The organism is Gluconobacter sp. ESL1110 (genome assembly GCF_058107395.1).
Map to the genome: position 1 here is coordinate 44,199 of NZ_JBYLUK010000003.1, position 21,751 is coordinate 65,949.

The 21,751-nt window shown below is 54.8% G+C and carries 21 protein-coding genes; 10 read left to right on the forward strand and 11 right to left on the reverse strand.

What is annotated here, in order from left to right:
* Nucleotides 1-99: 99 nt before the first annotated feature.
* Complete coding sequence (gene purM, locus AC3B6F_RS01150) at nt 100-1,161, forward strand: phosphoribosylformylglycinamidine cyclo-ligase (protein WP_489823100.1); 1,062 nt, start codon at nt 100-102, stop codon at nt 1,159-1,161.
* Nucleotides 1,158-1,748, forward strand: a complete 591-nt coding sequence (gene purN / locus AC3B6F_RS01155; protein WP_489823102.1) for a phosphoribosylglycinamide formyltransferase — start codon at nt 1,158-1,160, stop codon at nt 1,746-1,748. Before purM ends, purN begins: the two co-directional genes overlap by 4 nt.
* A 3-nt stretch (nt 1,749-1,751) precedes the next feature.
* Here purN and AC3B6F_RS01160 read toward each other — a convergent pair whose 3' ends face one another.
* The 4 genes from AC3B6F_RS01160 to ndk all read right to left on the reverse strand — a co-directional run bounded on the left by AC3B6F_RS01160 (nt 1,752) and on the right by ndk (nt 5,130).
* Nucleotides 1,752-3,011: a hypothetical protein gene (locus tag AC3B6F_RS01160; RefSeq protein WP_489823104.1), complete on the reverse strand. Its 1,260-nt coding sequence runs from the start codon at nt 3,009-3,011 to the stop codon at nt 1,752-1,754.
* A complete protein-coding gene (locus AC3B6F_RS01165; protein ID WP_211567368.1) occupies nt 3,008-3,742 on the reverse strand; it encodes a TVP38/TMEM64 family protein in 735 nt (244 codons plus the stop codon). Before AC3B6F_RS01165 ends, AC3B6F_RS01160 begins: the two co-directional genes overlap by 4 nt.
* Complete coding sequence (locus tag AC3B6F_RS01170) at nt 3,739-4,479, reverse strand: glycosyltransferase family 2 protein (RefSeq protein WP_023945320.1); 741 nt, start codon at nt 4,477-4,479, stop codon at nt 3,739-3,741. The genes AC3B6F_RS01165 and AC3B6F_RS01170 overlap by 4 nt, the downstream gene beginning before the upstream one ends.
* Nucleotides 4,480-4,707: 228 nt before the next feature.
* A complete protein-coding gene (gene ndk / locus AC3B6F_RS01175; protein ID WP_007282334.1) occupies nt 4,708-5,130 on the reverse strand; it encodes a nucleoside-diphosphate kinase in 423 nt (140 codons plus the stop codon).
* A 114-nt stretch (nt 5,131-5,244) separates the two neighbouring features.
* On the opposite strand from ndk, the gene AC3B6F_RS01180 reads away from it, so the two are divergent.
* The 4 genes from AC3B6F_RS01180 to AC3B6F_RS01195 all read left to right on the forward strand — a co-directional run bounded on the left by AC3B6F_RS01180 (nt 5,245) and on the right by AC3B6F_RS01195 (nt 10,580).
* On the forward strand, nt 5,245-7,146 hold the full coding sequence (locus tag AC3B6F_RS01180; RefSeq protein WP_489823106.1) for an ABC-F family ATP-binding cassette domain-containing protein: 1,902 nt from the start codon (nt 5,245-5,247) through the stop codon (nt 7,144-7,146).
* 134 nt (nt 7,147-7,280) lie between these two features.
* Nucleotides 7,281-8,498: a Hint domain-containing protein gene (locus AC3B6F_RS01185; RefSeq protein WP_489823107.1), complete on the forward strand. Its 1,218-nt coding sequence runs from the start codon at nt 7,281-7,283 to the stop codon at nt 8,496-8,498.
* A gap of 87 nt (nt 8,499-8,585) precedes the next feature.
* A complete protein-coding gene (locus tag AC3B6F_RS01190; RefSeq protein ID WP_489823109.1) occupies nt 8,586-9,728 on the forward strand; it encodes an AI-2E family transporter in 1,143 nt (380 codons plus the stop codon).
* Between the two features lie 60 nt (nt 9,729-9,788).
* Complete coding sequence (locus AC3B6F_RS01195) at nt 9,789-10,580, forward strand: MerR family transcriptional regulator (RefSeq protein WP_489823111.1); 792 nt, start codon at nt 9,789-9,791, stop codon at nt 10,578-10,580.
* Here the strand turns inward: AC3B6F_RS01195 and AC3B6F_RS01200 are convergent.
* Genes AC3B6F_RS01200 through AC3B6F_RS01210 form a run of 3 tightly spaced genes read right to left on the reverse strand, consistent with a single transcriptional unit; the run spans nt 10,540 to nt 14,134 of the window.
* Entirely contained in the window at nt 10,540-10,965 is a 426-nt protein-coding gene (locus AC3B6F_RS01200) for a hypothetical protein (RefSeq protein WP_010502859.1), read from the reverse strand. The genes AC3B6F_RS01195 and AC3B6F_RS01200 overlap by 41 nt on opposite strands.
* The gene (locus AC3B6F_RS01205) at nt 10,962-12,104 is read right to left on the reverse strand and encodes a DegT/DnrJ/EryC1/StrS family aminotransferase (RefSeq protein WP_489823112.1); all 1,143 of its coding nucleotides are present in this window, start codon (nt 12,102-12,104) and stop codon (nt 10,962-10,964) included. Before AC3B6F_RS01205 ends, AC3B6F_RS01200 begins: the two co-directional genes overlap by 4 nt.
* Nucleotides 12,101-14,134, reverse strand: a complete 2,034-nt coding sequence (locus AC3B6F_RS01210; RefSeq protein ID WP_489823114.1) for a polysaccharide biosynthesis protein — start codon at nt 14,132-14,134, stop codon at nt 12,101-12,103. The genes AC3B6F_RS01205 and AC3B6F_RS01210 overlap by 4 nt, the downstream gene beginning before the upstream one ends.
* 45 nt (nt 14,135-14,179) lie before the next feature.
* On the opposite strand from AC3B6F_RS01210, the gene AC3B6F_RS01215 reads away from it, so the two are divergent.
* Nucleotides 14,180-15,145 carry a glycosyltransferase family 4 protein gene (locus AC3B6F_RS01215; protein ID WP_489823116.1) on the forward strand — a complete coding sequence of 322 codons (966 nt, stop codon included), beginning with the start codon at nt 14,180-14,182 and terminating at the stop codon, nt 15,143-15,145.
* Here AC3B6F_RS01215 and AC3B6F_RS01220 read toward each other — a convergent pair whose 3' ends face one another.
* Both AC3B6F_RS01220 and AC3B6F_RS01225 read right to left on the reverse strand, forming a co-directional pair.
* Nucleotides 15,146-15,544 carry a MarR family transcriptional regulator gene (locus AC3B6F_RS01220; protein ID WP_010502853.1) on the reverse strand — a complete coding sequence of 133 codons (399 nt, stop codon included), beginning with the start codon at nt 15,542-15,544 and terminating at the stop codon, nt 15,146-15,148.
* Between the two features lie 308 nt (nt 15,545-15,852).
* Nucleotides 15,853-17,244: a M17 family metallopeptidase gene (locus AC3B6F_RS01225; protein ID WP_489823118.1), complete on the reverse strand. Its 1,392-nt coding sequence runs from the start codon at nt 17,242-17,244 to the stop codon at nt 15,853-15,855.
* Nucleotides 17,245-17,262: 18 nt separating this feature from the next.
* Here AC3B6F_RS01225 and AC3B6F_RS01230 point away from each other — a divergent pair, with 18 nt between their 5' ends.
* The 3 genes from AC3B6F_RS01230 (at nt 17,263) to fdxA (ending at nt 20,582) form a co-directional block, all read left to right on the forward strand.
* Nucleotides 17,263-19,878, forward strand: a complete 2,616-nt coding sequence (locus AC3B6F_RS01230) for a helicase-related protein (RefSeq protein WP_489823120.1) — start codon at nt 17,263-17,265, stop codon at nt 19,876-19,878.
* On the forward strand, nt 19,875-20,171 hold the full coding sequence (locus AC3B6F_RS01235) for an RNA-binding S4 domain-containing protein (RefSeq protein ID WP_489823122.1): 297 nt from the start codon (nt 19,875-19,877) through the stop codon (nt 20,169-20,171). The genes AC3B6F_RS01230 and AC3B6F_RS01235 overlap by 4 nt, the downstream gene beginning before the upstream one ends.
* A 78-nt stretch (nt 20,172-20,249) precedes the next feature.
* Complete coding sequence (gene fdxA / locus AC3B6F_RS01240; RefSeq protein ID WP_010502849.1) at nt 20,250-20,582, forward strand: ferredoxin FdxA; 333 nt, start codon at nt 20,250-20,252, stop codon at nt 20,580-20,582.
* Nucleotides 20,583-20,788: 206 nt separating this feature from the next.
* Here the strand turns inward: fdxA and cyoD are convergent, their stop codons facing one another.
* The gene (gene cyoD / locus AC3B6F_RS01245; protein ID WP_010502846.1) at nt 20,789-21,118 is read right to left on the reverse strand and encodes a cytochrome o ubiquinol oxidase subunit IV; all 330 of its coding nucleotides are present in this window, start codon (nt 21,116-21,118) and stop codon (nt 20,789-20,791) included.
* Nucleotides 21,118-21,738 (reverse strand): cytochrome o ubiquinol oxidase subunit III, encoded by a 621-nt coding sequence (gene cyoC / locus AC3B6F_RS01250; protein ID WP_211567379.1) that lies wholly within the window; start codon nt 21,736-21,738, stop codon nt 21,118-21,120. The genes cyoD and cyoC overlap by 1 nt, the downstream gene beginning before the upstream one ends.
* Between the last annotated feature and the right edge of the window lie 13 nt (nt 21,739-21,751).

Here is a 21,751-nt window from a genome sequence, read left to right on the forward strand (position 1 = left end):
CAAACCCTTTTTCCATGTCGTTCCGCTCTCAAATAGCGTTCCGCCCGTGCGCAGGATGCTCTAGAACGGCGTCACGTCAACCAGCGGGAAGCTTTCACGATGACCGATCAGCCCGATACCCCTCAGGGCGCCAGCTATGCACAGGCTGGCGTGGACATTGCCGCAGGCGACGCTTTGGTCGATGCCATCAAGCCAGCCGCCAAGGCAACGAACCGTCCTGGAACGATGGGTGGTCTCGGTGGTTTCGGGGCCTTATTCGATCTGAAAGCTGCTGGTTTCACGGACCCGGTTCTTGTCAGTTGTACAGATGGGGTCGGCACTAAACTGATGGTGGCGATCGAAGCCGGGAAGCATGATGAGGTCGGTGTGGATCTTGTCGCCATGTGCGTAAACGATCTGGTCGTGCAGGGCGCAACGCCCCTCTTCTTTCTCGATTATCTCGCGACCGGCAAACTGTCCGTCGAAGACGCTGCTACCGTCGTGAAAGGTATCGCACACGGATGTGCAGAGTCCGGCTGTGCTCTGGTCGGCGGTGAAACCGCAGAAATGCCAGGCATGTACGCTCCAGGACATTACGATCTGGCGGGCTTCAGTGTGGGAGCCGCAGAACGCGATAGCCTCCTTCCCGCAGGTATCCGCGAAGGTGATGCACTGATTGGCCTCCCTTCTTCCGGTGTTCATTCCAACGGCTTCTCACTGGTTCGGGAAATCGTTCGACGCTCTGGCCTGGGCTGGAATGCTCCAGCACCTTTTGCAGAAGGACATACACTCGCAGAAGCCCTGCTGACACCGACGCGCCTCTACGTCCGCACAGTTTTGGATCTTCATGCCAAAGGTCTGCTACATGGCTGCGCCCATATTACGGGTGGTGGGCTCCCGGGGAACCTGCCGCGCGTCCTGCCAGAAGGCCTGGGTGTTCGCATTGATGGCGCGTCCTGGACTGTCCCAGCCGTGTTCCGCTGGATGGCCAAGGTAGGCAACGTCGCGGCCGATGAAATGTTACGGGTCTTCAACTGTGGCATTGGCATGGTTCTTGTCACGCCCGAGCCAGAACGGGTTCTGACGGAGCTCGAAGCCCGTGGAGAGAGTGCCTTCGTGATTGGCGAAGTTGTTCGCTCGGATAAAAACTACGCGCTGACAGCACCGGTTTCCTTTTCATGATGCAGAAAACGCCGATTGCCATTCTGATCAGCGGCCGCGGCAGCAACATGCGTGCCCTGATCGAAGCTTGTGAAAGGCCCGATTATCCCGCCCGCATCGCGCTGGTTCTTAGCAATCGGCCAGATGCAGCGGGCCTTGAAGTCGCGCGAGCAGCTGGCCTTCAGACGATTGCCATAGACCATAAGTTATTCGGCAAAGATCGGGAGGCGCATGAACACAAGGTCGATGCAGCCATCCGCGCCTCAGGTGCCGAGATTGTGTGTCTCGCAGGTTATATGCGTGTTCTGACGCCATTACTGGTCAATGCCTGGGAGGGACGGATGCTGAACATTCATCCAAGCCTCCTCCCCGCCTTTCCTGGCCTACATACCCATGAAGCTGCCTTGACCGCAGGAGCCAAGGAACATGGATGCACCGTTCATCTTGTAACATCTGGCGTCGATGAAGGGCCTATTCTTGGACAGGCCCGAGTTTCTGTTTTTCCCGGCGACACTCCCGACACTTTGGCAGCCCGCGTTCTGGAACGTGAGCATGAGCTTTATCCAGAAACGCTGGCCCATATGATTACTCACCGGCCTTATGGTTAATCATTAAGGCAAATTGACAACCCAGTTACCAGGCCATGTCTTCATGGGATAACTATGGTTGGCTTCCCATTTATGCACTTCAGGCCGCCATGCATCTCCTGTTCTGTTGAACATCGGATGCCAGTATGAATGCATACCCACTGCCAACATCCACAGAACCACAAGAGGTGTAAAACGGCGTATCACCGCGCTCGAGGTAACAAACATTGCAAGCACAGTAAGAGCCAGAAGAGATTGGCCTACAAAAACGTATCTTTCGCCCCCATACATATCGATCTGGGAAACAGCGCCGCCGATAGATCCGAATAGGGCAGCCCCAGTAAAAGTCGCGTTGGCCAGCAGAAGCCAAAAGCATACCCTACTCTTTTTGAATAGGAGTGATATGCAGAGTAGGCATCCAAAGAAAAAGATAGTTGCGAGCTGTGGCCAGATCAAACCAAATGAGTTTTTAGAAAATGACTGCTGTACATGAAGAATAATTTTTGCCGTCTCGGCAGTTAACCCCCCAAAGACCAGCAATGGCTCGCGACAAAATACCGCAGCCAGAGCAGGTTGAAACCAATGTTCTCCGCCGCGACCACCATCCGTATGGTAGAAAAAAGCCAGTTGAAGCGCCGCACCAGAAGTTATTGCTATAAACTGGAAAAGCCGCGCCCGATTGCGATCTGTTAGAAGACGAAGACAAAAAGGAGCAACAAAAACAATTGAACCCGGCCCTGACAACGGAGCAAGAAACAGAACAAATAGCCTTAACCCGCCCATCACTCCAGAAGTTGTATCCATAGACAGAATCAGGGCACTGGAAAGAGCCAGTTCAAACTGACAATGCAAAACCTGCAACCACACCTCCGAAGAGGACGGAATAAATAAAAGCAGGGCCACAGCACTCATACGCACCAGAGGTGGCCGCAACCATTCATCCTGGGCTGTCAAAAGCAGGAATGGAGGTAAAAGTTGAAAAATAAGCCCAATCGTAATCGTAACGTATGGAGCATAAGCGATAGATGTCGTTTTATATGCTAAAAGGGTTGCAGCATTCGCCACTAAATTAAGATAGCCCCCATACGAATTAAACAAAGCTTTTAATGGGGGCATGACCATGGCATTATAGAAGAATATTTTTCCTTCCTCTGCCCAAAATCTACCAGTTATGATTATTTGAGGAGCACGGCTGCATATTAATACTGCATATACAAAAAGAACCATGGAAATAAAAAACCATTTCTTTTTGCCATATTCATAGTGACTAAAAAAATAATTCATTTTGCACCACTTTTATTTTTATCCTGAAAATAACGCGCGCCAAATCGGCCAAACTGCCAGACTAATAGCACCGTGGCCAGAACAGCCAGCGTTGTCATAGTGAGGTGAACCCAGCTCATACTTCCATGCGTAGCATTAGAGACTTCGTTTTCTGCAAGATGCCCCATTACCACATACCCAAGTAAAGCCGGAAGGGATGCCAGCGTACCGACGAGGTAATCACGGGCAGTAATTGTCGTAAGACCAAGTGCATAACTGGTGATTGCAAACGGCAGAACCGGTGACAACCTGAGAAGACAGACAATTTTCCACCCTTGGTCCAGCGCCATCTGATCCAGCATCAACAAAAACCGTCTGCGGGCTAGAATACCTTGTATCTGCTCTCGAAAAACAGCACGGCTCAGATAAAAAGCTCCCAATGCTCCGATAAGGGTAGCCGCACCAGAGAGAATGAAACCGTCTCTGATCCCAAATACCATTCCTGATACTATAGCACCTATTGATGCGGGTAAAACTCCACAAAGCGCTACCACTGTTTGCAGAAAACCAAATATAATCCAGCTATAAACAGGAGAAACCTCATGTATATGCTGTATGGTATGAACCATACGCTGAATAATTTCTGTATTGCCTCGGAAAATAATTCCCGAAGCAATCAACAGAACCAATACAACACCAACTACTATAGCTCGCATCAGATGAGAACGTTTTCGTTCAGAAAGTGAGCTCATTTTCCGAACAGGCTTGAACGCTTGATACCCAGACGATGCAGACGGTACTGCAAAGAGGTCTTTAGGCAGCCAAGCCCATAAACAATGCTTCGCTTGAGATTAATTGAAGACGCTTCAGGGAAATAACGCGTCGGACAGGAAATTTCACCGATTTTGTATCCACGACCAATAGCCTGAGCTAGCATCTGATTATCGAAAACAAAATCATCCGAACATTTATCGAGCGGAAGATTTTCTAGAACAGATTTAGTCCAGCCGCGATACCCGGTATGATATTCAGACAGTTTAGCGTTTAGAAGTAAATTCTGGGCGAATGTCAGAAACCGATTTGCAATATATTTATAAAGCGGCATTCCGCCCTTTAGAGCGCCTTTACCCAGAATTCTAGACGCGATAACTACGTCATAATGACCAGATGTCAGCATACTACACATTGCACGCAATAATTTGGGCGAATACTGATAATCAGGATGGAGCATAATGACCACATCAGCCCCCCGCTCTAGTGCTGTATGATAGCAGGTCTTCTGATTGCCGCCGTAGCCCCGATTACGTTCATGAAGAACGACATGTATCCCAAGCTTTCGCGCGATATCTGCTGTGTTATCACGACTAGCATCATCCGTTAGGATAACATCATCAACAATGTCCTGAGGGATTTCAGCATAAGTCTGCTCCAGGGTTTTGGCTGCATTATATGCAGGCAAAACGACCGCAATCTTCTTTCCATCGATCATAACAAGATCCGCTACCTATTCTATCGTCTGATGACACTTCGTCAGCATAAAGCCCGAAACCTACGCTGGAAAAATTAATTTCAAATTATATAATATCACGAGTTTCTCTTTCTTACCATCTCGACCATGGCAGGAAGCAACACACAAATACACTACAAATGTATCAAAAATAAAAAAAGCGTAGCTTATGCTACGCTTTTCCTTGAAACCCAACTGTATTTAAAAGAGTTACGGAAGAATTTCCGTCTCTGCAAAGAAGAATGCGATTTCGTTCTTCGCATTCTCGAGGCTGTCAGAGCCATGTACAGAGTTGGCTTCAATGCTTTCTGCGTACAGCTTGCGAACAGTGCCTTCAGCAGCGTCAGCCGGGTTTGTAGCACCCATGACTTCGCGATGCTTGGCAACAGCGTTCTCAGCCTGCAGAACCTGCACGACAACCGGCTCGGCAATCATGGAAGACACGAGGCTGCCGTAGAACGGGCGTTCCTTGTGAACAGCGTAGAAAGCACCAGCCTGCTTTTCGGTCAGCTGGATGCGCTTCTGTGCAACGATGCGCAGACCGGCCTCTTCGAACACGGCATTGATCTTGCCGGTCAGGTTACGCTTCGTAGCGTCGGGCTTGATGATGGAAAGCGTGCGCTCGAGAGCCATCTTTCTTCTCCTGTTGGACAAAGGGGTAAATCCCGCCGTTCCACTAGAGCAAATTCGTCGTTCCTGATAGGTCTGTCGCGGTTTTTTCACTCTTCCCGACTGATCGAGGCGCCCGTGAGCCTGCTCACCATCACTGACCTGACACTCCGTATCGCTGGCCGCACTCTGCTGGACGGCGCATCGCTGACTGTCGATCCCGGTCGGAAAATCGGCCTCATTGGAAAGAACGGGGCCGGAAAATCAACGCTCCTTGGGGCCATCGCGGGCGATATTGCCCCTGATGGTGGTACGATCACGTTAGCCAACCGCGCAACAATGGGGCGCGTGAAGCAGGAAACACCGTCGGGCGAGACATCCCTGATCGATACAGTGCTGGAAGGCGATCTCCAACGGGCAAAACTTCTGGCTGAAGCAGAAACCGCCACAGATCCGGAGCGGATTGCAGACATTCATGAGCGCCTGATTGCGATTGATGCCTACACCGCCCCTGCTCGCGCCGGCGCTATTCTGTCCGGCCTCGGATTTGATCAGGAAGCACAACTCCGTTCGGTTTCGGACTTCTCTGGCGGCTGGAGAATGCGCGTTTCCCTTGCCACAGCACTGTTCCTGAGCCCTGACCTGTTGCTGCTGGATGAACCGACCAACCATCTGGATATCGAAGCCACTCTTTGGCTTGAATCCTGGCTGGCCAAATTTCCTGGCGCGGCCATCATCGTCAGCCATGATCGCTCACTGCTCGACAATACCGTCGATGCGATTGCCCATCTCGATCATCAGAAACTCAGTCTGACACCCGGAGGATACGACAATTTTGTGCGTATCCGTACGGAACAGGCTCTCCAGCAAAATCGCATGGCAGAACGCATCGCGACCCAGCGCGCCCATATGCAATCTTTCGTGGATCGGTTTCGTGCCAAAGCCACCAAAGCCAAACAGGCTCAGGCCCGATTGAAAGCACTGGAACGCCTCCCCCAGATCGACAGTGTTGTGGAAGACACGCCAACACGCTTTTCCTTCCCCGAGCCACAGCCTCTTCCGCCGCCAATGATTACCCTCAACAACGTCAGCATTGGTTATGATGAACGCGTGGTTCTCAAAGGACTGAACCAGCGGCTGGATATGGAAGACAGAATCGCGCTTCTGGGTCAGAACGGGCGCGGCAAGTCCACTTTTGCCAAGCTCCTCGCGGGTCGTCTTGAACCCATGAGTGGCTCTTACAACCACTCATCAAAACTCCGGATCGGATATTTCGCCCAACATCAGGCCGATGAACTCGTCCTCTCCGAAACACCGATCGACCACATGGCGCGCGCCATGCCGGATGCGACACCGGTGGCGGTGCGATCCCAGTTGGCGCGATTTGGACTGGATGTAAACCGCGCAGAAACACGGGTATCCGAACTCTCGGGCGGTGAAAAAGCACGACTTCTTCTTGCGCTCTCCACACGGGAAGCCCCTCACCTTCTTATCCTTGATGAGCCGACCAACCATCTGGATCTGGACGCCCGAGATGCCCTAATCCGTGCGCTATCAGAATTTGAAGGCGCCGTAATTCTGATCAGCCATGACAGCCACCTGGTCGAATCTGTCGCAGACCGGTTCTGGCTGGTTGAGGATGGAACGATCAGCGCCTTCGAAGGGGATATGGCTGAATACAAGGAGTGGCTGATCGAGCGGGCCCGCAAAGCCCGTGCAGACAATGCAGAACGCACGAAAGGCACGGCGCGTTCGCCTTCCCAGGACGCGCCCCAGAAAAGGGTTGATCGTAAAGAACTGACGCGCGCTTTGGCTCCTCTCCGACGGAAAATCCGTGATGCAGAAGCGAAACTTGCCCAGATCACAAAAGAAAAAGAAAAAATAGAGGCCAAGCTTGCTGATCCGGCATTGTATCAGTCAGGAAATCCAGGAGAAATTGCATCGCTGAATGCACATTTGTCCGCACTCAACACAACACAGGAACAAACAGAAGAGTTATGGCTGGAGGCCCAGGCAGAACTGGAGGAAGCATCTGCCTGAAATCAAAATCCTCGCGCTCGCGCCAAGGCAATAAAGAGTTTATTTACTTTTAATTGGTAGAATCCTGTCTGAATTTCAAACATCAGGCGACTAGCTTTTTCAAAGTCGCCTGCAAGGACAGACAGGACTCCTGCGTGCCTCAGAAAATTTCCCATGCACCTCATGAGGCACACGCCAAACCTTCCTCCAAGTCGTTCTTTTCGCATCCAACCTTCAACAGCCATTATGGAAAATCTACTGCAGGTCACCCTCACCACAATCCTGCTCCATCACAGTCGCATCATGAAAAGCATACGGGCCACAAGCCCGCTTCCAGAAAGCAAAAAATTGAGGACTTTACCGAAGCCTGCTTTTTGCCTGGCAGTCTTATTGCCACTCCACAGGGTGAAAAACCCATAGAAACCCTGGTTATTAACGATGAAGTTCTGACAGTCGGGGGGCGAAGTGAAAAACTGGTCTGGGTTGGAAAAAGCCACTGTTGTGTTCGGCCAAATCTTCCAGATGATCTGGCAGGCTGGCCCATCCGTATCCGGGCCGGTGCAATCGCTGATCATCTGCCGCACACAGATCTCCTTGTAACAGCAGAACATTGTATTTTTATGAATGGTGGTCTCATTCCAGCAAGAATGCTGGTCAATGGTGTATCCATCATGTGGGATCGGAATATTCACTCCTACGAATATTTTTACATTGAAACCGAGACGCATACAATTATATCTGCAAATGGAATTTTTACTGAAAGTTATTTTGACACTGGTGACAGACGTGCTTTTCGGCAAACAGGTCAGATTGCAACACTGCGTTCCATTCAGAAAAATTGGGACAAAGATGCGGCTGCCCCACTCCTGACATCTCGGTCCCAAACCGAAGCGGCTTGGAAAGCCATCGCTACCAGAGCTGGTATTGAAGGGTTTGAAGCCTTCACAACAACAGACCCCGCCCTGCATCTGATCCTTCCTGACGGCACACGCCTCTATCCGAGCCGTCAGAGTGGTGGATACGTCATCTTTACTTTGCCAACCCCTGTCAGAAGTCTGCGGCTTGTTTCCCGCGCAAATCGCCCTTGTGACGTGAAGGGTCCTTACATTGATGATCGGCGCACTCTCGGCGTACTGATCCGAGACGTGCTCCTTTTCGATGCGTCCAGAACCCGAAAAGTAACCGATCATCTGGTTCCACCAGAACCAACCTCCGGCTGGATAGCAGACGAGACACAGGGTCAGGGCTGGACCGATGGAGATGCCGCCTTACATCTCAATACGGAAGGTCCGAGTACTCTGGCTCTCGAAATTATTGGCGGTGGCCCTTACAGTCTTTCCCAGCCTGCTTCACAGATCCGTTGGGCTGGCTGACCGTTGGTTTCTTCCAAGGCCCGATTGACCCGTCCTCTCTAAATCCATAAGCCGATGCTGGTCTACAGATTCAGGATGGACCGGCTGATGCCTATTTCGTTTTCCGACCCGAAGGACCGTGACGAAAAGGAGCCTCGCGCGCGCGAGTTATCCCGAATCGCAGGATTGCTCCGTATTGCTCTCGCTGTCACGCTCATCCTACTGGCCGTCTGGCTCATGAAAGACGTGTTGGCCGTTGTTTTCGCCTCTGCCCTGATGGCCGTGGTGCTTCATGGTCTCGCCCGCATGGTACGACGTCACATCACGTTCATCCCTTATCAGGCAGCCGTAGCGCTTGTGACCGTTATCATCCTTTTGGCCATGGCAGGCCTTGTCTGGAGTAGCGGTCCAGCGATCGGAGATCAGTTCATTCGCCTCAAGCAGGCTCTTGTTCAGCAGTCGGGAGACCTCAAATCCCACCTTTCCGGCTCTACGCTGGGTCAGATGGTTCTGGATCACCTCCCCACCGCTGTAGGCGGCAATGACGCGACCTCAGGCAGCCTCGGATCCTTGGGATCAGGGCTCGCTGGATCCGTAACCGGCATTCTCAGCAGCGCCTTCGGCGTTCTCGGAACTTTGGCGGTCATTCTGATTGCTGGTCTCTACTTTGCTCTGTCTCCTGCCATTTACATTGATGGCTTCCTGCGCCTGTTCCCAACTCAGCACCGTAGTGCAGCCCGTACGCTGCTCATGGCTGCGGGCACCACGCTCTGGGCCTGGACGGCGGGACAGGCTCTGGACATGCTGGTCGTCGGTATTCTGTCAGGTATCGGATTGTCGCTGATCGGAGTGCCGCTGGCGCTGGCGCTCGGTGTTGTTGCAGGGCTGTGCAACTTCATCCCTTATATTGGAGCCATTCTGGGAGCCGTTCCGGCAATATTGCTAGGCCTCTCGATGGGAACGAAAGAAGCGCTGTTTGTTGCCATTCTCTACAGCGTAATCCAGTTCTTCGAGGGCAATGTTCTGGCCCCTCTGATCCAGCGCCGCGCGGTTCATATGCCACCGGCTGTGGCCATCCTGTCCCAGACCGTTTTCAGCACGATCCTCGGCATTCCAGGACTGATTCTCGCATCTCCGATTACGGCGGCTCTCCTTGCCATGGGAGACAAAGCGACTGCCCCGCTTGAAGACGAAGATCAGACCAAGCGGGATGTTGGAGAGATTTCCGAGACCGAAGCACACAAAGAGTAAATTTTCTCTTGCTCCTGACGTAACGTCATCATGACACATGGCGCGTCAGGAGGAAGATCCATGACACCACAGACCCTGACAATCGGAGAACTGGCCAAAGCAAGCGCCACCACACCCCGAACCCTTCGACATTTTGAAGCAATGGGGCTTATCAGGCACATCCGAGCAGAAAACGGCAGGAGAGTTTATGATCTTTCCGCCGTAAGCACCCTTGCTCATGTGCTGCTTCTGAAGCGTATGGGCTTCAGTCTTTCAGAAATCAAAGAGATGGAACGCAGGCCCACCGCTCCCGAAGCTATAATCGACGCTCAACTGGCGTTACTTTCAGTGCGAAAGACGGCCCTCGAACGCACGATCAACCAACTTCACGCAACACGCCATCTGCTAAAAGAAAACGATATCGGTCATGGTGCCGTTGATCTTGCCGCATTCTGCCTCCTGCTGCATGAAGGAGAAGCGGCTCTTCAATGGGAAAATACACGACCTGTTTTCGAGCAGTACTTCACGCCTTCCGAGCAACGTGAATGGCAAAAGCAGATGGATACTCATTTCGGCTGCAAAGACGAAAAGACATTCTATCAGATTCGATGGGTAAAACTGATCGCCCACTGTGAAGACGCCATCGGTCGTAAAGTCGCGCCTTCGAGCCTCGAGGCCCAGCACCTTGTCAAAGAGTGGATGGAGTTGCAGAAGCCGCTCCAGGATGCCGTAGGACCGGATCTATGGCGCAAAGCTGCAACCATGTACGAGCAGATGCAGGACTGGCAGACGCCCGAGCGGCAGGCGCCTTTCAGTCCTGAAGTTTATACTTTCATCCGTGAGGCTGCAGCTCAGCGGGTTGTAGCGCCTTGAGAGACGCATCTTCAAAGGCATTCATACGGTAAGGACCATCATCTTCAAGCTGAACGCCAACGATATCGGCCTCATGCTTGTGCTTCCAGATGGAGATGATGACGGGGTGGTTTTCAGCGTTGCTCAGCCGCAGAATCACCTGTCCCTTTTGTGGCGGTTGTTCACCGCTCGGCCCCCAGCCCGTCGTATGGGACTGAAGCCAAAGGTTGACGTCACTCACTTCCGCGGACGTCAGATCCCGACTGACAGGAGCCACGATTTTACCCTCCGTGACGGGTGGGAATTTCCATGCGTGAATCAACGGCCAGGCGACGAACCAGACGATACCCACGGGAATAAAAACCAGTGCACAAAAAGCCAGAAGCAGCTTCTGTTCGCGCCTCATGTATTTTCTCCTGCCCAGCTTTTAAGGGCATCCGTAATACGGCTGACTTCATCATCAGTCAGCTCCGGGTGAATGGGGAGCGCAAGCACCCGTGCGCCAAGACCTTCGGAAACAGGCAGTGAAGCACCGTCATGATGCTCGCTATAGGCAGGCTGATGATGCAGTGGCTTGGGGTAATAAACCGCTGTTGGCACGCCTGCCTCTTTCAAATGCACCTGCAATGAGTCCCGGGCCACGGCATCCGGGAGCAGAACGCTATATATCGCCCACGCGCTTTCACTTTCCGCGACGCGCGCTGGCGCCTGAATTCCTTCTGGCATGGCAGCGTCATAGGCACTGGCAATAGCGTCCCGGCGCTTCAGTTCATCTTCAAAAGCATCCAGCTTGGCAATCAGAACAGCCGCCTGAAGGGTATCGAGGCGCCCATTGATCCCAATTCGCTCGACTTCGTAACGGGTTTTGCCCTCGCCATGGGTGCGGAGCGACCGGTAAAGCGCAGCCAAGTCAGCATCATCCGTCAGGATCGCGCCGCCATCCCCGTATCCACCCAGCGGCTTGGACGGAAAAAACGAAAGTGTCGTAGCGCGAGCTTCGTGTCCAAGACGACGTCCATGATAGGAGGCCCCAAAAGACTGGGCGCAGTCTGCAATCAGGGTCAGCTCTTCCCGAGCAGCAAACGCCTTCAGTTCATCCCAGGGTGCAGGCTGACCAAACAGGTCGACACCGATGACAGCGCGTGGCTCCAGTTCCTCTCCAGCCCGCACAGCCGCCAGGCGCTCGGCCAGAGAGGTCATGCTGATCTGGAATGTATCTGGCTCAACATCCACAAAAACGGGCGTTGCCCCAAGAAGAAGCACGACTTCCGCAGTCGCCGTGTAGGTAAAGGCAGGCAGGAAGACCGCGTCCCCCGGCCCAATTTCTTCACCCATCAGCACCATCAGAAGCGCATCCGTCCCTGAAGACACGCCAACCGCGTACTTCGCGCCACCGAACGCGGCGAGACGCTGCTCCAGTTCCTCAACTTCTGGCCCCATAACGAAGCGGCAATGCTCGAAAACCGTCTTTACTCGACGGTCGATCGCATCCTTGAGACGGGCCTGCTGTTTCGGAAGATCCAGAAAAGCAATTGGATCAGTCATGCAATCGTCTCCACATCGGGCTGGGAATGGTCTGTTTGAGACGGTGTCTTGCCGTCCCGGTTATGATGAGACGGTGTCTTGCCGTCCCGGTTATGATTGAATTCAGGCACAAGCCGCTGGAAAATCGCCATGATGGCGGGAAGATCTTCCTCTAGACAGGCGGCTTCAAGCGTATCCATGGCCTCAGCCGCCACATCGAAATCGACTGTCCGTGGGGATGCCATACGCAAGCCGGGTGCATCCGTTGGAACGGGAGCTTCGCGACCGTGGAACAACTCTTCAAACAGTTTCTCCCCAGGGCGAAGACCTGTAATCTGGATTTCCACATCCGTCTCAGGCCTCAGACCTGCCAGGCGGATCATCTGACAGGCGAGATCCATAATCCGAACCGGATCACCCATATCGAGCACGAAGATGCCACCCTGACGCAGCTTCTGATCCGTCGTGTCTTCACCGGATGCTTCCTGTGTGCCACGAACCGCCGCCTGAAGAACGAGACCAACGGCTTCGGGAATGGTCATGAAATACCGGGTCATGTCTGGATGGGTGACCGTCAGTGGACCACCCTGCTCAAGCTGCCTGCGAAACAGCGGCACAACAGACCCGGTGGACCCCAGAACATTACCAAACCGAACGGTCACGCAACGCAGTCCACCTTTCCCGGCCCGGGCGCGCATGTCCAACGCCTGACCATAAACCTCGGCACAGCGCTTGCTCGCGCCCATCAGGCTGGACGGATTGACGGCCTTGTCCGTTGAAATCATGACCATGGCCTGAGCACCGGAGCGCTCTGCTTCATCAAGCACGATCCGTGTCCCGATCACATTGGTCAGGACACCTTCGATCGGGTTGGATTCGACGATAGGCACATGCTTGAGAGCAGCCGCATGAAAAACGATTGTGGGCCGGTATTGAGTGAAAATTTCAGCAATCCGGCGTCGATCCCGAACATCGGCAACGATTTGATACCGCTTGCCATCGGGATAGCGCTCAGACAGATCGAGATTGATCTGCCACAGCGCATATTCATTGTTCTCAATCAACAGAATGGCTTTTGGGCCAAATGAGGCGATCTGCCGGGCCAGTTCTGCACCGATGCTGCCACCAGCCCCTGTCACCGCGACAACCTGTCCTGCAATCAGGCGGCTCATACCTTGAGAGTTCAATGCAACCTGAGGGCGATTCAGCAGATCCTCAATAGCCACAGGTCGAAGCTCGACACTTTCCGCAGGTTTCAGATCCGTCAGAGACGGCGTTCTCTGAACATCGAGATGATGAAAGCGTGCAACCTCAAGCACTCGGGAGAGCGACGCCCCTCGCAAGTCTGATGTTGTGATGACCAACGTGTCGGGCAGTCGCCCGGCTGCGGCCATCTGATTCAGAATTTCCGGTGTTTCATCAATCGTTCCCAGAATAGGGCAACTGTGAATACGCCGCCCGGCCTGCTGTGTCCCTCCTGTCAGCAAACCGACAACCCGCCGCCCCGCCTCCTGATCGCGTTCCATCGCACGGATGAAAAGATCCGCCTCATGGTCCGCGCCGAGCAGGAGAACACGCTCCCGGCCAGCCACCATCAATCGGCGACGAGCGCTTAATCGCCAGATCATGCGGATGGAGCCAAGAAATGTCAGCAAGACCAGCGCATGAATGAAAGGGAACGTTGAACTGGGAAGCGGATACCCGGCCAGATGCAGCAACGTCGAAAACAGCACCGCACTCAGCGCCGAGGCACAGGCAATATTGAACAGATCCGAGAGACCGGAAAACCGCCAGTATTGCTGAGCCATACGGAACGGCAACCCACTGACCAGCAGCGTGATTCCGCCCCCTGCGACAAACCACAATGGGTGAAGCCACCCCCCATGGGGATCCGCCAACCAACGGGCGACAGGAGCCGCCAAAGCCGAAACGACTCCGTCCAGCAGGACATTGAGGGCAATACGCCTAGCCTGCACAGTGGTACGACCAGTGCGGCTGACGGAAGAAGACTGGGCCGATAAATGGAGGCCGGATGAAGGTGTGACTGTCACACACACCTTATAGCGTCAAAACACCCGTTCCCATAAAGTCAGTCCATGCCCTTTTCTTTACAATCTCTTCTTTCCGGCGTTGTGGCCCCCGACCTCTTGGCCCCGCTTCTCTGCATGGCGCTTATCGCGCTTATGATTCGCGCCGGGGTGATGGATCATCCTGTCCATCGAAGCTCTCATACCCGCCCGATTCCCAAGGGCGGTGGCATCGGGATCATTGGGGCCTTTCTGCTCTGTCTTGCCCCAGCCCTTTACCTGACTCATCAGCCGTTTTTCACAGGACCTATCCTTGGATTAACAGGTGGCGTCATTCTGCTGGCAGCCGTTTCCTGGCTGGATGACCTCTATTCTTTTCCTGCGCGGTATAAGCTGGCAGCACAATTCATCGCGGCAGCATTGGCTGCATTCGGAAGCGGCGCGTCCCTTCCCATGACGGGCCTGTTCATTCTCGGTGCGGTCTTCATAACAAATGCGCTGAATTTCATTGATGGAATCAACGGTCTGGCATCCGGCGTCATGGCCTTGACCGCACTGTTTCTGGCGGCATCTGGAATTCAGCCAGTCGTTTTCGTTTTATACGCGGTCTGCCTGCTGGCATTTCTTCCCTGGAATTTTCCCAAAGCGCGAATTTTCATGGGGGATGTTGGCAGTCAGTCTGGCGCTTTGATTATCGCTTGGGGTGCCATGCAGCCTCACCGCCTCGCAGATCTGCTGACACTGGCACTTCTCTCTGGCGTCTTATGGGATGTACTTTTCACTTTAGCCCGCCGCGCTCGCGCCGGAGACCGACTGGCACAGGCTCATCGTGGCCATCTTTATCAGTTGGCAATCCGATCCGGGATGCCGATGCCACTGGTCACAATGATTTACTGGGGTTTTGTACTGTGGGGAGCGCTGGCCTGTACGGCGGCGCAGCCTTGGGAAACAGTGCTCCTTGTTCTTCTGCCCCAGCTTTGCTGGACAGGATATATCTGCACGCGGGCCAAAGCCCGCGTGCAGGATCGCTGGTAATTAGCCAGCGCGGCGGGTGATACGCTCGACAGAAGCAGAAGCGCGTTCTGCACGTGCAGGGCGCGTGCCGGATGCTTCAGCCATGACAGCGCGCATTTCACGCAGGAAGGACGATCCCTTCAGCGTGCGCTGAACCAGCACAGAGCGACGGTCCAAAGGATCGACCTTACGACGAGCCAGATCGAGTTCGCCCAGACGGTCCAGAGCGCGTGTGATAGCAGGCTTGGAAACCTTCAGTTCCGCTGCCAGACCACGAACGGTGTGGGCACCGTCACGCAGATAGCAGGTCAGGAACACGGCAAGCTGGCGGGCAGACAGATCCGGACCGTCACGGCGCACCATGGAAACGACGGTGTCGCACAGAAGGTGAAGCATCTGGTCGTTGTTAGCCTGAGGCATTTCTCTCTCCTTACGGTCTGCCCCCCTGTTACACAATCAGGCAACAGGGAAAAGAACAGTCGAGCCATTTAGACCCGACGGGTTGTGTATATCGTTCAGCCCCGCATGGGTCTGAGCTCTGGTCTTCTACATCTGGTGTTTTGAAACGCATCCGCAAGTATGCGGGTTTCAAAACGATTTATGCTGCGAATAGCAGCTTTCGAACATGGAAGGCCGTATGCCCTATCAGACGCAGATTTACACCCCATAGTTTTAAGACAATCATATTACGGTTCGTTAAGGATCATCCCGTAGTCTGGTTGTTCACTTCACGAAGACCTGCCCAGTCTTGCAATCATTTTAAGAAGCGCACGAAGCGCGAGGGTCTCTCCCCCCTCCGGACGACCTGGTGAATTCGCGTCATTCCAAGCGTAAGTGTCTATATGGAGCCACTTTTGTCCGTCCGGAACAAACCGCTGAAGGTAGAGAGCAGCCGTAATCGCCCCTGCCATCGGTTTTGACGTTATATTTCCGAGATCGGCTATTTTACTATCAAGCCATGCGTCGTAGCCATGCCAGAGTGGCAATCTCCACAAAGCATCCGCAGTATCCAGACCCGATTCGAGCAGTAATTGAGCGAGTTCATCACTGTTGCTGAACACAGCCGGAAGGTCGGGACCGAGAGCTACGCGCGCAGCGCCGGTCAGGGTTGCAGCATCCACAATGTAATCCGGAGCGCTTTCAGAGGCTTCCGTTATCAGATCACACAACACCAGACGCCCTTCCGCATCTGTGTTCCCGATCTCCACAAACTTACCACTGCGCGTCTTCAGAACATCCCCTGGACGCATGGCATGGCCGGACACACTGTTCTCGACGCAGCCCAGTCGAAGCTCCAGATCAATATCGAGCTTCAGGTCAATCGCCGCACACATGACAGCCAGCATCAGAGCCGCACCGCCCATATCCTTTTTCATGCGCAGCATTCCGGCCGCAGGCTTCAGATCGTACCCGCCCGTATCAAAGCAGACACCTTTCCCGACCAGTGACAGACGCGGCGCACCTTCCCGCGCCTTCCAACGTGCAACGACAACAGCAGGCTTGCGCTCAGATCCCTCGCCGACTTCAGCCAGACAAGGGTAAGCCACCTTCAAATCATCGCCCTCGACAATGCGCACTTCAGCGCCTCGCCCGTCCAGAGCCCGGTAGGCAGACTGGGCGAGATCTCTCGGACCAAGAAGATTGGCAGGCGTGTTGATAAGGTCACGACCGAACCAGGTGGCCTTCGCAATGGCACTTGCTGTTTTAATAGTATCCGGGACCACCATGCGCGTCGCAGCGTCCTGATCCTGACCCACACGATAGCGATAGGCTCCCATTGCGAACCCTAGGAGCGCGATCTCCTGAACGCCGTCTTCAACCCCATGCAGGACAGTAAGCCAGTCACCGGCAGGAAGAACTGTTCCTAGCAGACCGAAAGCGGTCGGATCATTCAGTCTCCCCTCATCAACACAGAGCAGAGCCGCACCCGCTCCGTTCTCGCCCGGCAGAAGCGTGAACGCGCCGTCACGGGACGCAAAGCCCTGCGCCTTCAGAAAAGCGCCGTGCTCTCCCAGCAGACGATCAACCGTTTCCGTGTCCTGAGAGCGCACCAGATGGACTGTCCGAGGTGCCGGAGCATCAGAAACGGACACGAAAGGGAGTTGAATATGAAAACTCATGAACCTCTTTCCTGAAAAGTGTCGAACCTTGAGGCCCGAACGCTTGCTTTTGTTCCGCAGGCACCCGACCATTCAGACATGACGGGTGCTCACCGCGGTAACCATTCCGCTCATCATATCATGCCGGCAAGCGTCCGTGCGGCGCTGGGTCCAACCAATACCGGCAAGACGCATTATGCCCTCACGCGCATGATGGCTCATTCCTCCGGCATCATCGGCTTTCCGCTGCGTCTGCTGGCGCGGGAAAACTATGAGCGGCTGGTGAAAGCCAAGGGAGAGCGGTCCGTCGCCCTCATTACCGGTGAGGAAAAAATCGTTCCTCCCGGGGCCCGCTGGTTCGCCTGCACAGTAGAAGCCATGCCGCTGGACCGGAAAGCCGAGTTCGTCGCCGTCGATGAAATCCAGCTCGCCTCCGATCCGGACCGTGGACATATCTTCACGGACCGACTCCTGCACGCCCGCGGCACGGTAGAAACGCTCTTCCTCGGTGCTGAAACCATTCGCCCCCTTCTTCAGAAGCTGGTTCCAGGCATCGAGATCGACACCCGGACGCGCCTGTCCAGCCTGGTCAGCACCGGCCCGACCAAGCTGTCACGTCTGCCACCCCGCTCCGCGATCGTCGCGTTCTCCATGGCTGAGGTTTACGCACTAGCGGAAGTTATTCGCCGCCGCCGAGGCGGATGTGCCGTCATCATGGGGCAGTTGAGCCCCCGCACACGCAACGCACAGGTCGAACTCTACCAGAACCGGGAAGTCGATTACCTCGTCGCCACCGATGCGATCGGCATGGGGCTGAACATGGATGTGGACCATGTTGCCCTCGCCCAGCTCTCCAAATTCGACGGCACCTCCCCCCGCCCGCTGTTTCCGCAGGAGATCGCGCAGATCGCCGGGCGTGCTGGGCGTGGCATGAAGGACGGCACCTTCGGCACCACGGCGGACTGCCCACCCATGTCTGCCGCCACCATCGAAGCCGTGGAGCAGCATCGCTTCGATCCGATCCAAAGACTCTACTGGCGAAACCACGAGCTGGATTTCACCAACCCACGCGCCCTCCTCGCCAGCCTGACCGTCGCGCCGCCGTTTCGTGGCCTGACCGCAGGCCGGGTAGCATCAGACGTTACAACTCTCGAATCCCTCGTCCTCGATCCAGAAATCCGGGAGGTCGCAAAAGGACGTCGCGCCACATCCCTGCTCTGGGAAGTGTGCCAGATCCCCGATTTCCGCAAACTCGGGGATGACAGCCACACCCGCCTCTGCGCGCGCCTTTTCCTGCATATCCTCAAGGAAGGCGCCGTCCCGGCCAACTGGATGGAAGGCCACATCAAGGGCTTTGCACGCGTTGACGGAGACATCGACACCCTGATGCACCGCCTGACCGGCGTGCGCGTCTGCTCCTACGTGGCCGCCAGAACGGAGTGGAGCCGTCACTCCGCCACATGGCAGCAACGGGCCCGCGAAGTGGAAGACCTTCTATCCGACGCCCTTCACGAGCGTCTGACGGCACGCTTCGTGGACAGGCGGGCAACATCCCTGCTTCGCCGCCTTGATGCAGAGACAGATCGGAACATTCTTTCTGCCGTCACAACGGATGGAGATGTGATCGTTGAAGGCCACAGCATCGGAAAAATCCGGGGCTTTGCGTTGCAGGCCGATACAACAGGCGGCCCCGATCACCAGATTATCATGCGCGCAGGCCGGAAGGCTCTGCTCCAGGAAATCCCCCGCCGTGTCCGCCTGTTTCAGGAGGCACCTGACAGTGCCCTCTCTCTGGATACTGAAACGGGCCTTCTCTCCTGGGAAGGTATCGCGCTCGGTAAGCTGATTGCTGGAAAGACATTCCTTCAACCGGCCGTACGTCTGTTTTCTGGAGAATTTTCAGATACCAATCAGCGCAATCAGGTCGAGAACAGGCTGCTCCGTTATGTGCGGACAATGATCGAGCGGGATATGGCCATTCTCTTCAAGGCAGAACAGGCCGTTACGAACCAGCCAGACCTCAGGGGTATCGTTCACCGTCTCCATGAAGACGGCGGCATCACGAGCCTTCTGTCCACTGACAGAATGTTGCCACAACAAGCCAAACGCTCCCTGCGCAAGATCGGCGTAGAAGTCGGCCGCTTTGCCATTTTCTTCCCTGCCCTTCTGCGTCCTCGCCCCCTTGGTCTCATGACGCTCCTGACACAACTTCGTCTTGGCGAGTCTCTCGCCATACCGGCTCCAGGTCGGGTCTCGCTTCCCTGGGACCTTGTCGCAGGCGTGCCGGGCTGGCTTCAGGCCGGACAGACCGGGATCAGGCTTGATATTGCAGAACGCAGCGTCGCGGAACTGGAGCATCTGACCCGTAAGCAGGATCACCCTGCTCCTGCGGGTCTGGCCTCACGGTTCGGTGTAAAAACAGACATGGTTCCGGGAATTTTGACGGCTCTCGGGATTGCTCACCGCCCCCCGTCGGCTGCCAGCCCTTCTCACGCAGGACCACCCGCTCCCCTCATGATCCTTTCCGATCGGCGTACCCGTGCGGGCCGCAGGAGGCCTAAAGCTTCGGGTCAACGCACCAGCCGACCGACTGCTGTCCGACAGGATAGTCCTTTTGCTGCTCTCGCTATTTTAAGAGAACGATCTACCCCATGAGTGATGACTATCAGCGCCTGGACCAGTGGCTCTATTACGCCCGGCTCGCCAAAACGCGCCCTCTCTGCGCAGCGATCGTCAGTAAGGGGCGTATTCGCGTGAACCGGCAACCAACCAGCAAACCTCATGCCAAACTTCGTGTGGGAGATGTGCTGACGCTTCCCCCCACGAACCCCAGTGAAGACGTGCGGGTCTGGCGTATTCTGGACCTTGGGGAACGTCGCGGCCCCGCGAAAGAAGCATCCCTGCTATACGAGATCATTAAAGAAGAGCCTAAGAAGCTTGCTTCCTAAGCCAATCCTTCGCATATCTTCCCGCACAATTGAAAAATGGGCCGCACAGCCGGGCCCGAATGAGGATCGGAGACACCAATGAGCTATGTGGTCACGGAAAACTGCATCAAGTGCAAGTTCATGGACTGCGTGGAAGTTTGCCCCGTAGACTGCTTCTATGCCGGAGAGAATTTCCTCGTCATCAACCCGGACGAATGCATTGACTGCGGCGTATGCGAACCTGAGTGCCCGGCTGAAGCCATTTTTCCAGACAGCGACAACCGCGCCACCCCATGGATTGAGATCAACTCCAAATTCGCAGCCCAGTGGCCGAACATTACCCGCAAGGGTGAACAGCCGGCCGATGCGGAAGAATGGAAAGACAAGCCCGGCAAGGCAGCCATGCTTTCCGAGGCACCTCACAAGGACTGAACCCTTCTCTCAACGGAAGGTTCAAAGCCCGGCACAATGTGCTGGGCTTTTTTTATGGGCAATACCTCAGATACGTCCGCCCAGCCGCCTGAAATCTGCGATCGGTTCTTGGGCTGAACAGCAGATGCATCACAAGGCAGGCAGACACAAAAAAAACCGGCAGGATTTCTCCTGCCGGTTTCTTCAGCTTTGATCCGTAAAGGATCTTAGCGGGACATCATGTTGATGGCCGTGTCATGCATGATGAACAGCGTACCACCGATAATGATGACCACTGATGCTGCTGCGAAGATGAAGCACATCAGGTTCCAGCTCTGCTCGCGGCTGGTGTTCAGGTGCAGGAAGAACACCAGATGCACAACGATCTGAACGACCGCCAGCACACCAAGAGCGGCCAGTGCCATCCCGGGAGCAAGTGCGTGGGTCATGACTGCTGCGAAAGACGCAACAGTCAGAACGACCGCAAGAACGAACCCGATGATGTAGGACTGATAGGAGCCGTGGCTACCATCGTGGGTTGTATGTGCCTGGGCCATTACATCACACCTGCGAGATAGACGAAGGAGAAAACACAGATCCAGACGATGTCCAGAAAGTGCCAGAACAGGCTGAGGCAGGTCAGCTTGTCCATCATCCGCTGGGACAGATCCTGCGGGCCCATCATCTGGACCATCAGAACTGCCATCCAGATCAGACCACAGGTAACATGCAGACCGTGCGTTCCAACCAGCGTAAAGAACGCGGAAAGGAATGCAGAACGGTCAGGACCGTTACCTTCAGCGATCATGTGTGAGAACTCGCTCACTTCAAGACCAACGAAGGACAGACCCAGCACGAACGTGATGGCCAGCCAGACCAGCACCATGGTCTTGTTCTTTGCAATCGCATTGATCGAGGCAAAGCCATAAGTGATGGATGAGAACAGCAGGATTGCCGTTTCGATCCCCACATTCGTCAGGTCGAACAGTTCCTTGCCCGAAGGCCCCCCGGCAAACTGGTTCCGGAGGACTGCGAACGCAGCAAAGATCGAACCGAACAGGACACAGTCCGTCATCAGGTAGAGCCAGAAGCCGAAAACATTCGGCGTCTCGTGATGATGCTCGTGACCGTGGTCGTCAGCGTGTGCCAGAGGCGACATGGTTGCTTCGTGAGCCATTAACTATGCCCCC

Bases quoted from the DNA above. Each gene is read 5' to 3' on its own strand.
- AC3B6F_RS01205 (WP_489823112.1), bottom strand. From the start codon at position 12,104: ATGACTGATCCAATTGCTTTTCTGGATCTTCCGAAACAGCAGGCCCGT.
- AC3B6F_RS01235 (WP_489823122.1), top strand. From the start codon at position 19,875: ATGAGTGATGACTATCAGCGCCTGGACCAGTGGCTCTATTACGCCCGG.
- cyoC (WP_211567379.1), bottom strand. From the start codon at position 21,738: ATGGCTCACGAAGCAACCATGTCGCCTCTGGCACACGCTGACGACCAC.
- AC3B6F_RS01215 (WP_489823116.1), top strand. From the start codon at position 14,180: ATGCCCTTTTCTTTACAATCTCTTCTTTCCGGCGTTGTGGCCCCCGAC.
- AC3B6F_RS01225 (WP_489823118.1), bottom strand. From the start codon at position 17,244: ATGAGTTTTCATATTCAACTCCCTTTCGTGTCCGTTTCTGATGCTCCG.
- fdxA (WP_010502849.1), top strand. From the start codon at position 20,250: ATGAGCTATGTGGTCACGGAAAACTGCATCAAGTGCAAGTTCATGGAC.
- AC3B6F_RS01165 (WP_211567368.1), bottom strand. From the start codon at position 3,742: ATGAGCTCACTTTCTGAACGAAAACGTTCTCATCTGATGCGAGCTATA.
- AC3B6F_RS01160 (WP_489823104.1), bottom strand. From the start codon at position 3,011: ATGAATTATTTTTTTAGTCACTATGAATATGGCAAAAAGAAATGGTTT.
- ndk (WP_007282334.1), bottom strand. From the start codon at position 5,130: ATGGCTCTCGAGCGCACGCTTTCCATCATCAAGCCCGACGCTACGAAG.
- cyoD (WP_010502846.1), bottom strand. From the start codon at position 21,118: ATGGCCCAGGCACATACAACCCACGATGGTAGCCACGGCTCCTATCAG.
- purN (WP_489823102.1), top strand. From the start codon at position 1,158: ATGATGCAGAAAACGCCGATTGCCATTCTGATCAGCGGCCGCGGCAGC.
- AC3B6F_RS01220 (WP_010502853.1), bottom strand. From the start codon at position 15,544: ATGCCTCAGGCTAACAACGACCAGATGCTTCACCTTCTGTGCGACACC.
- AC3B6F_RS01170 (WP_023945320.1), bottom strand. From the start codon at position 4,479: ATGATCGATGGAAAGAAGATTGCGGTCGTTTTGCCTGCATATAATGCA.
- AC3B6F_RS01195 (WP_489823111.1), top strand. From the start codon at position 9,789: ATGACACCACAGACCCTGACAATCGGAGAACTGGCCAAAGCAAGCGCC.
- AC3B6F_RS01200 (WP_010502859.1), bottom strand. From the start codon at position 10,965: ATGAGGCGCGAACAGAAGCTGCTTCTGGCTTTTTGTGCACTGGTTTTT.
- AC3B6F_RS01190 (WP_489823109.1), top strand. From the start codon at position 8,586: ATGCCTATTTCGTTTTCCGACCCGAAGGACCGTGACGAAAAGGAGCCT.
- purM (WP_489823100.1), top strand. From the start codon at position 100: ATGACCGATCAGCCCGATACCCCTCAGGGCGCCAGCTATGCACAGGCT.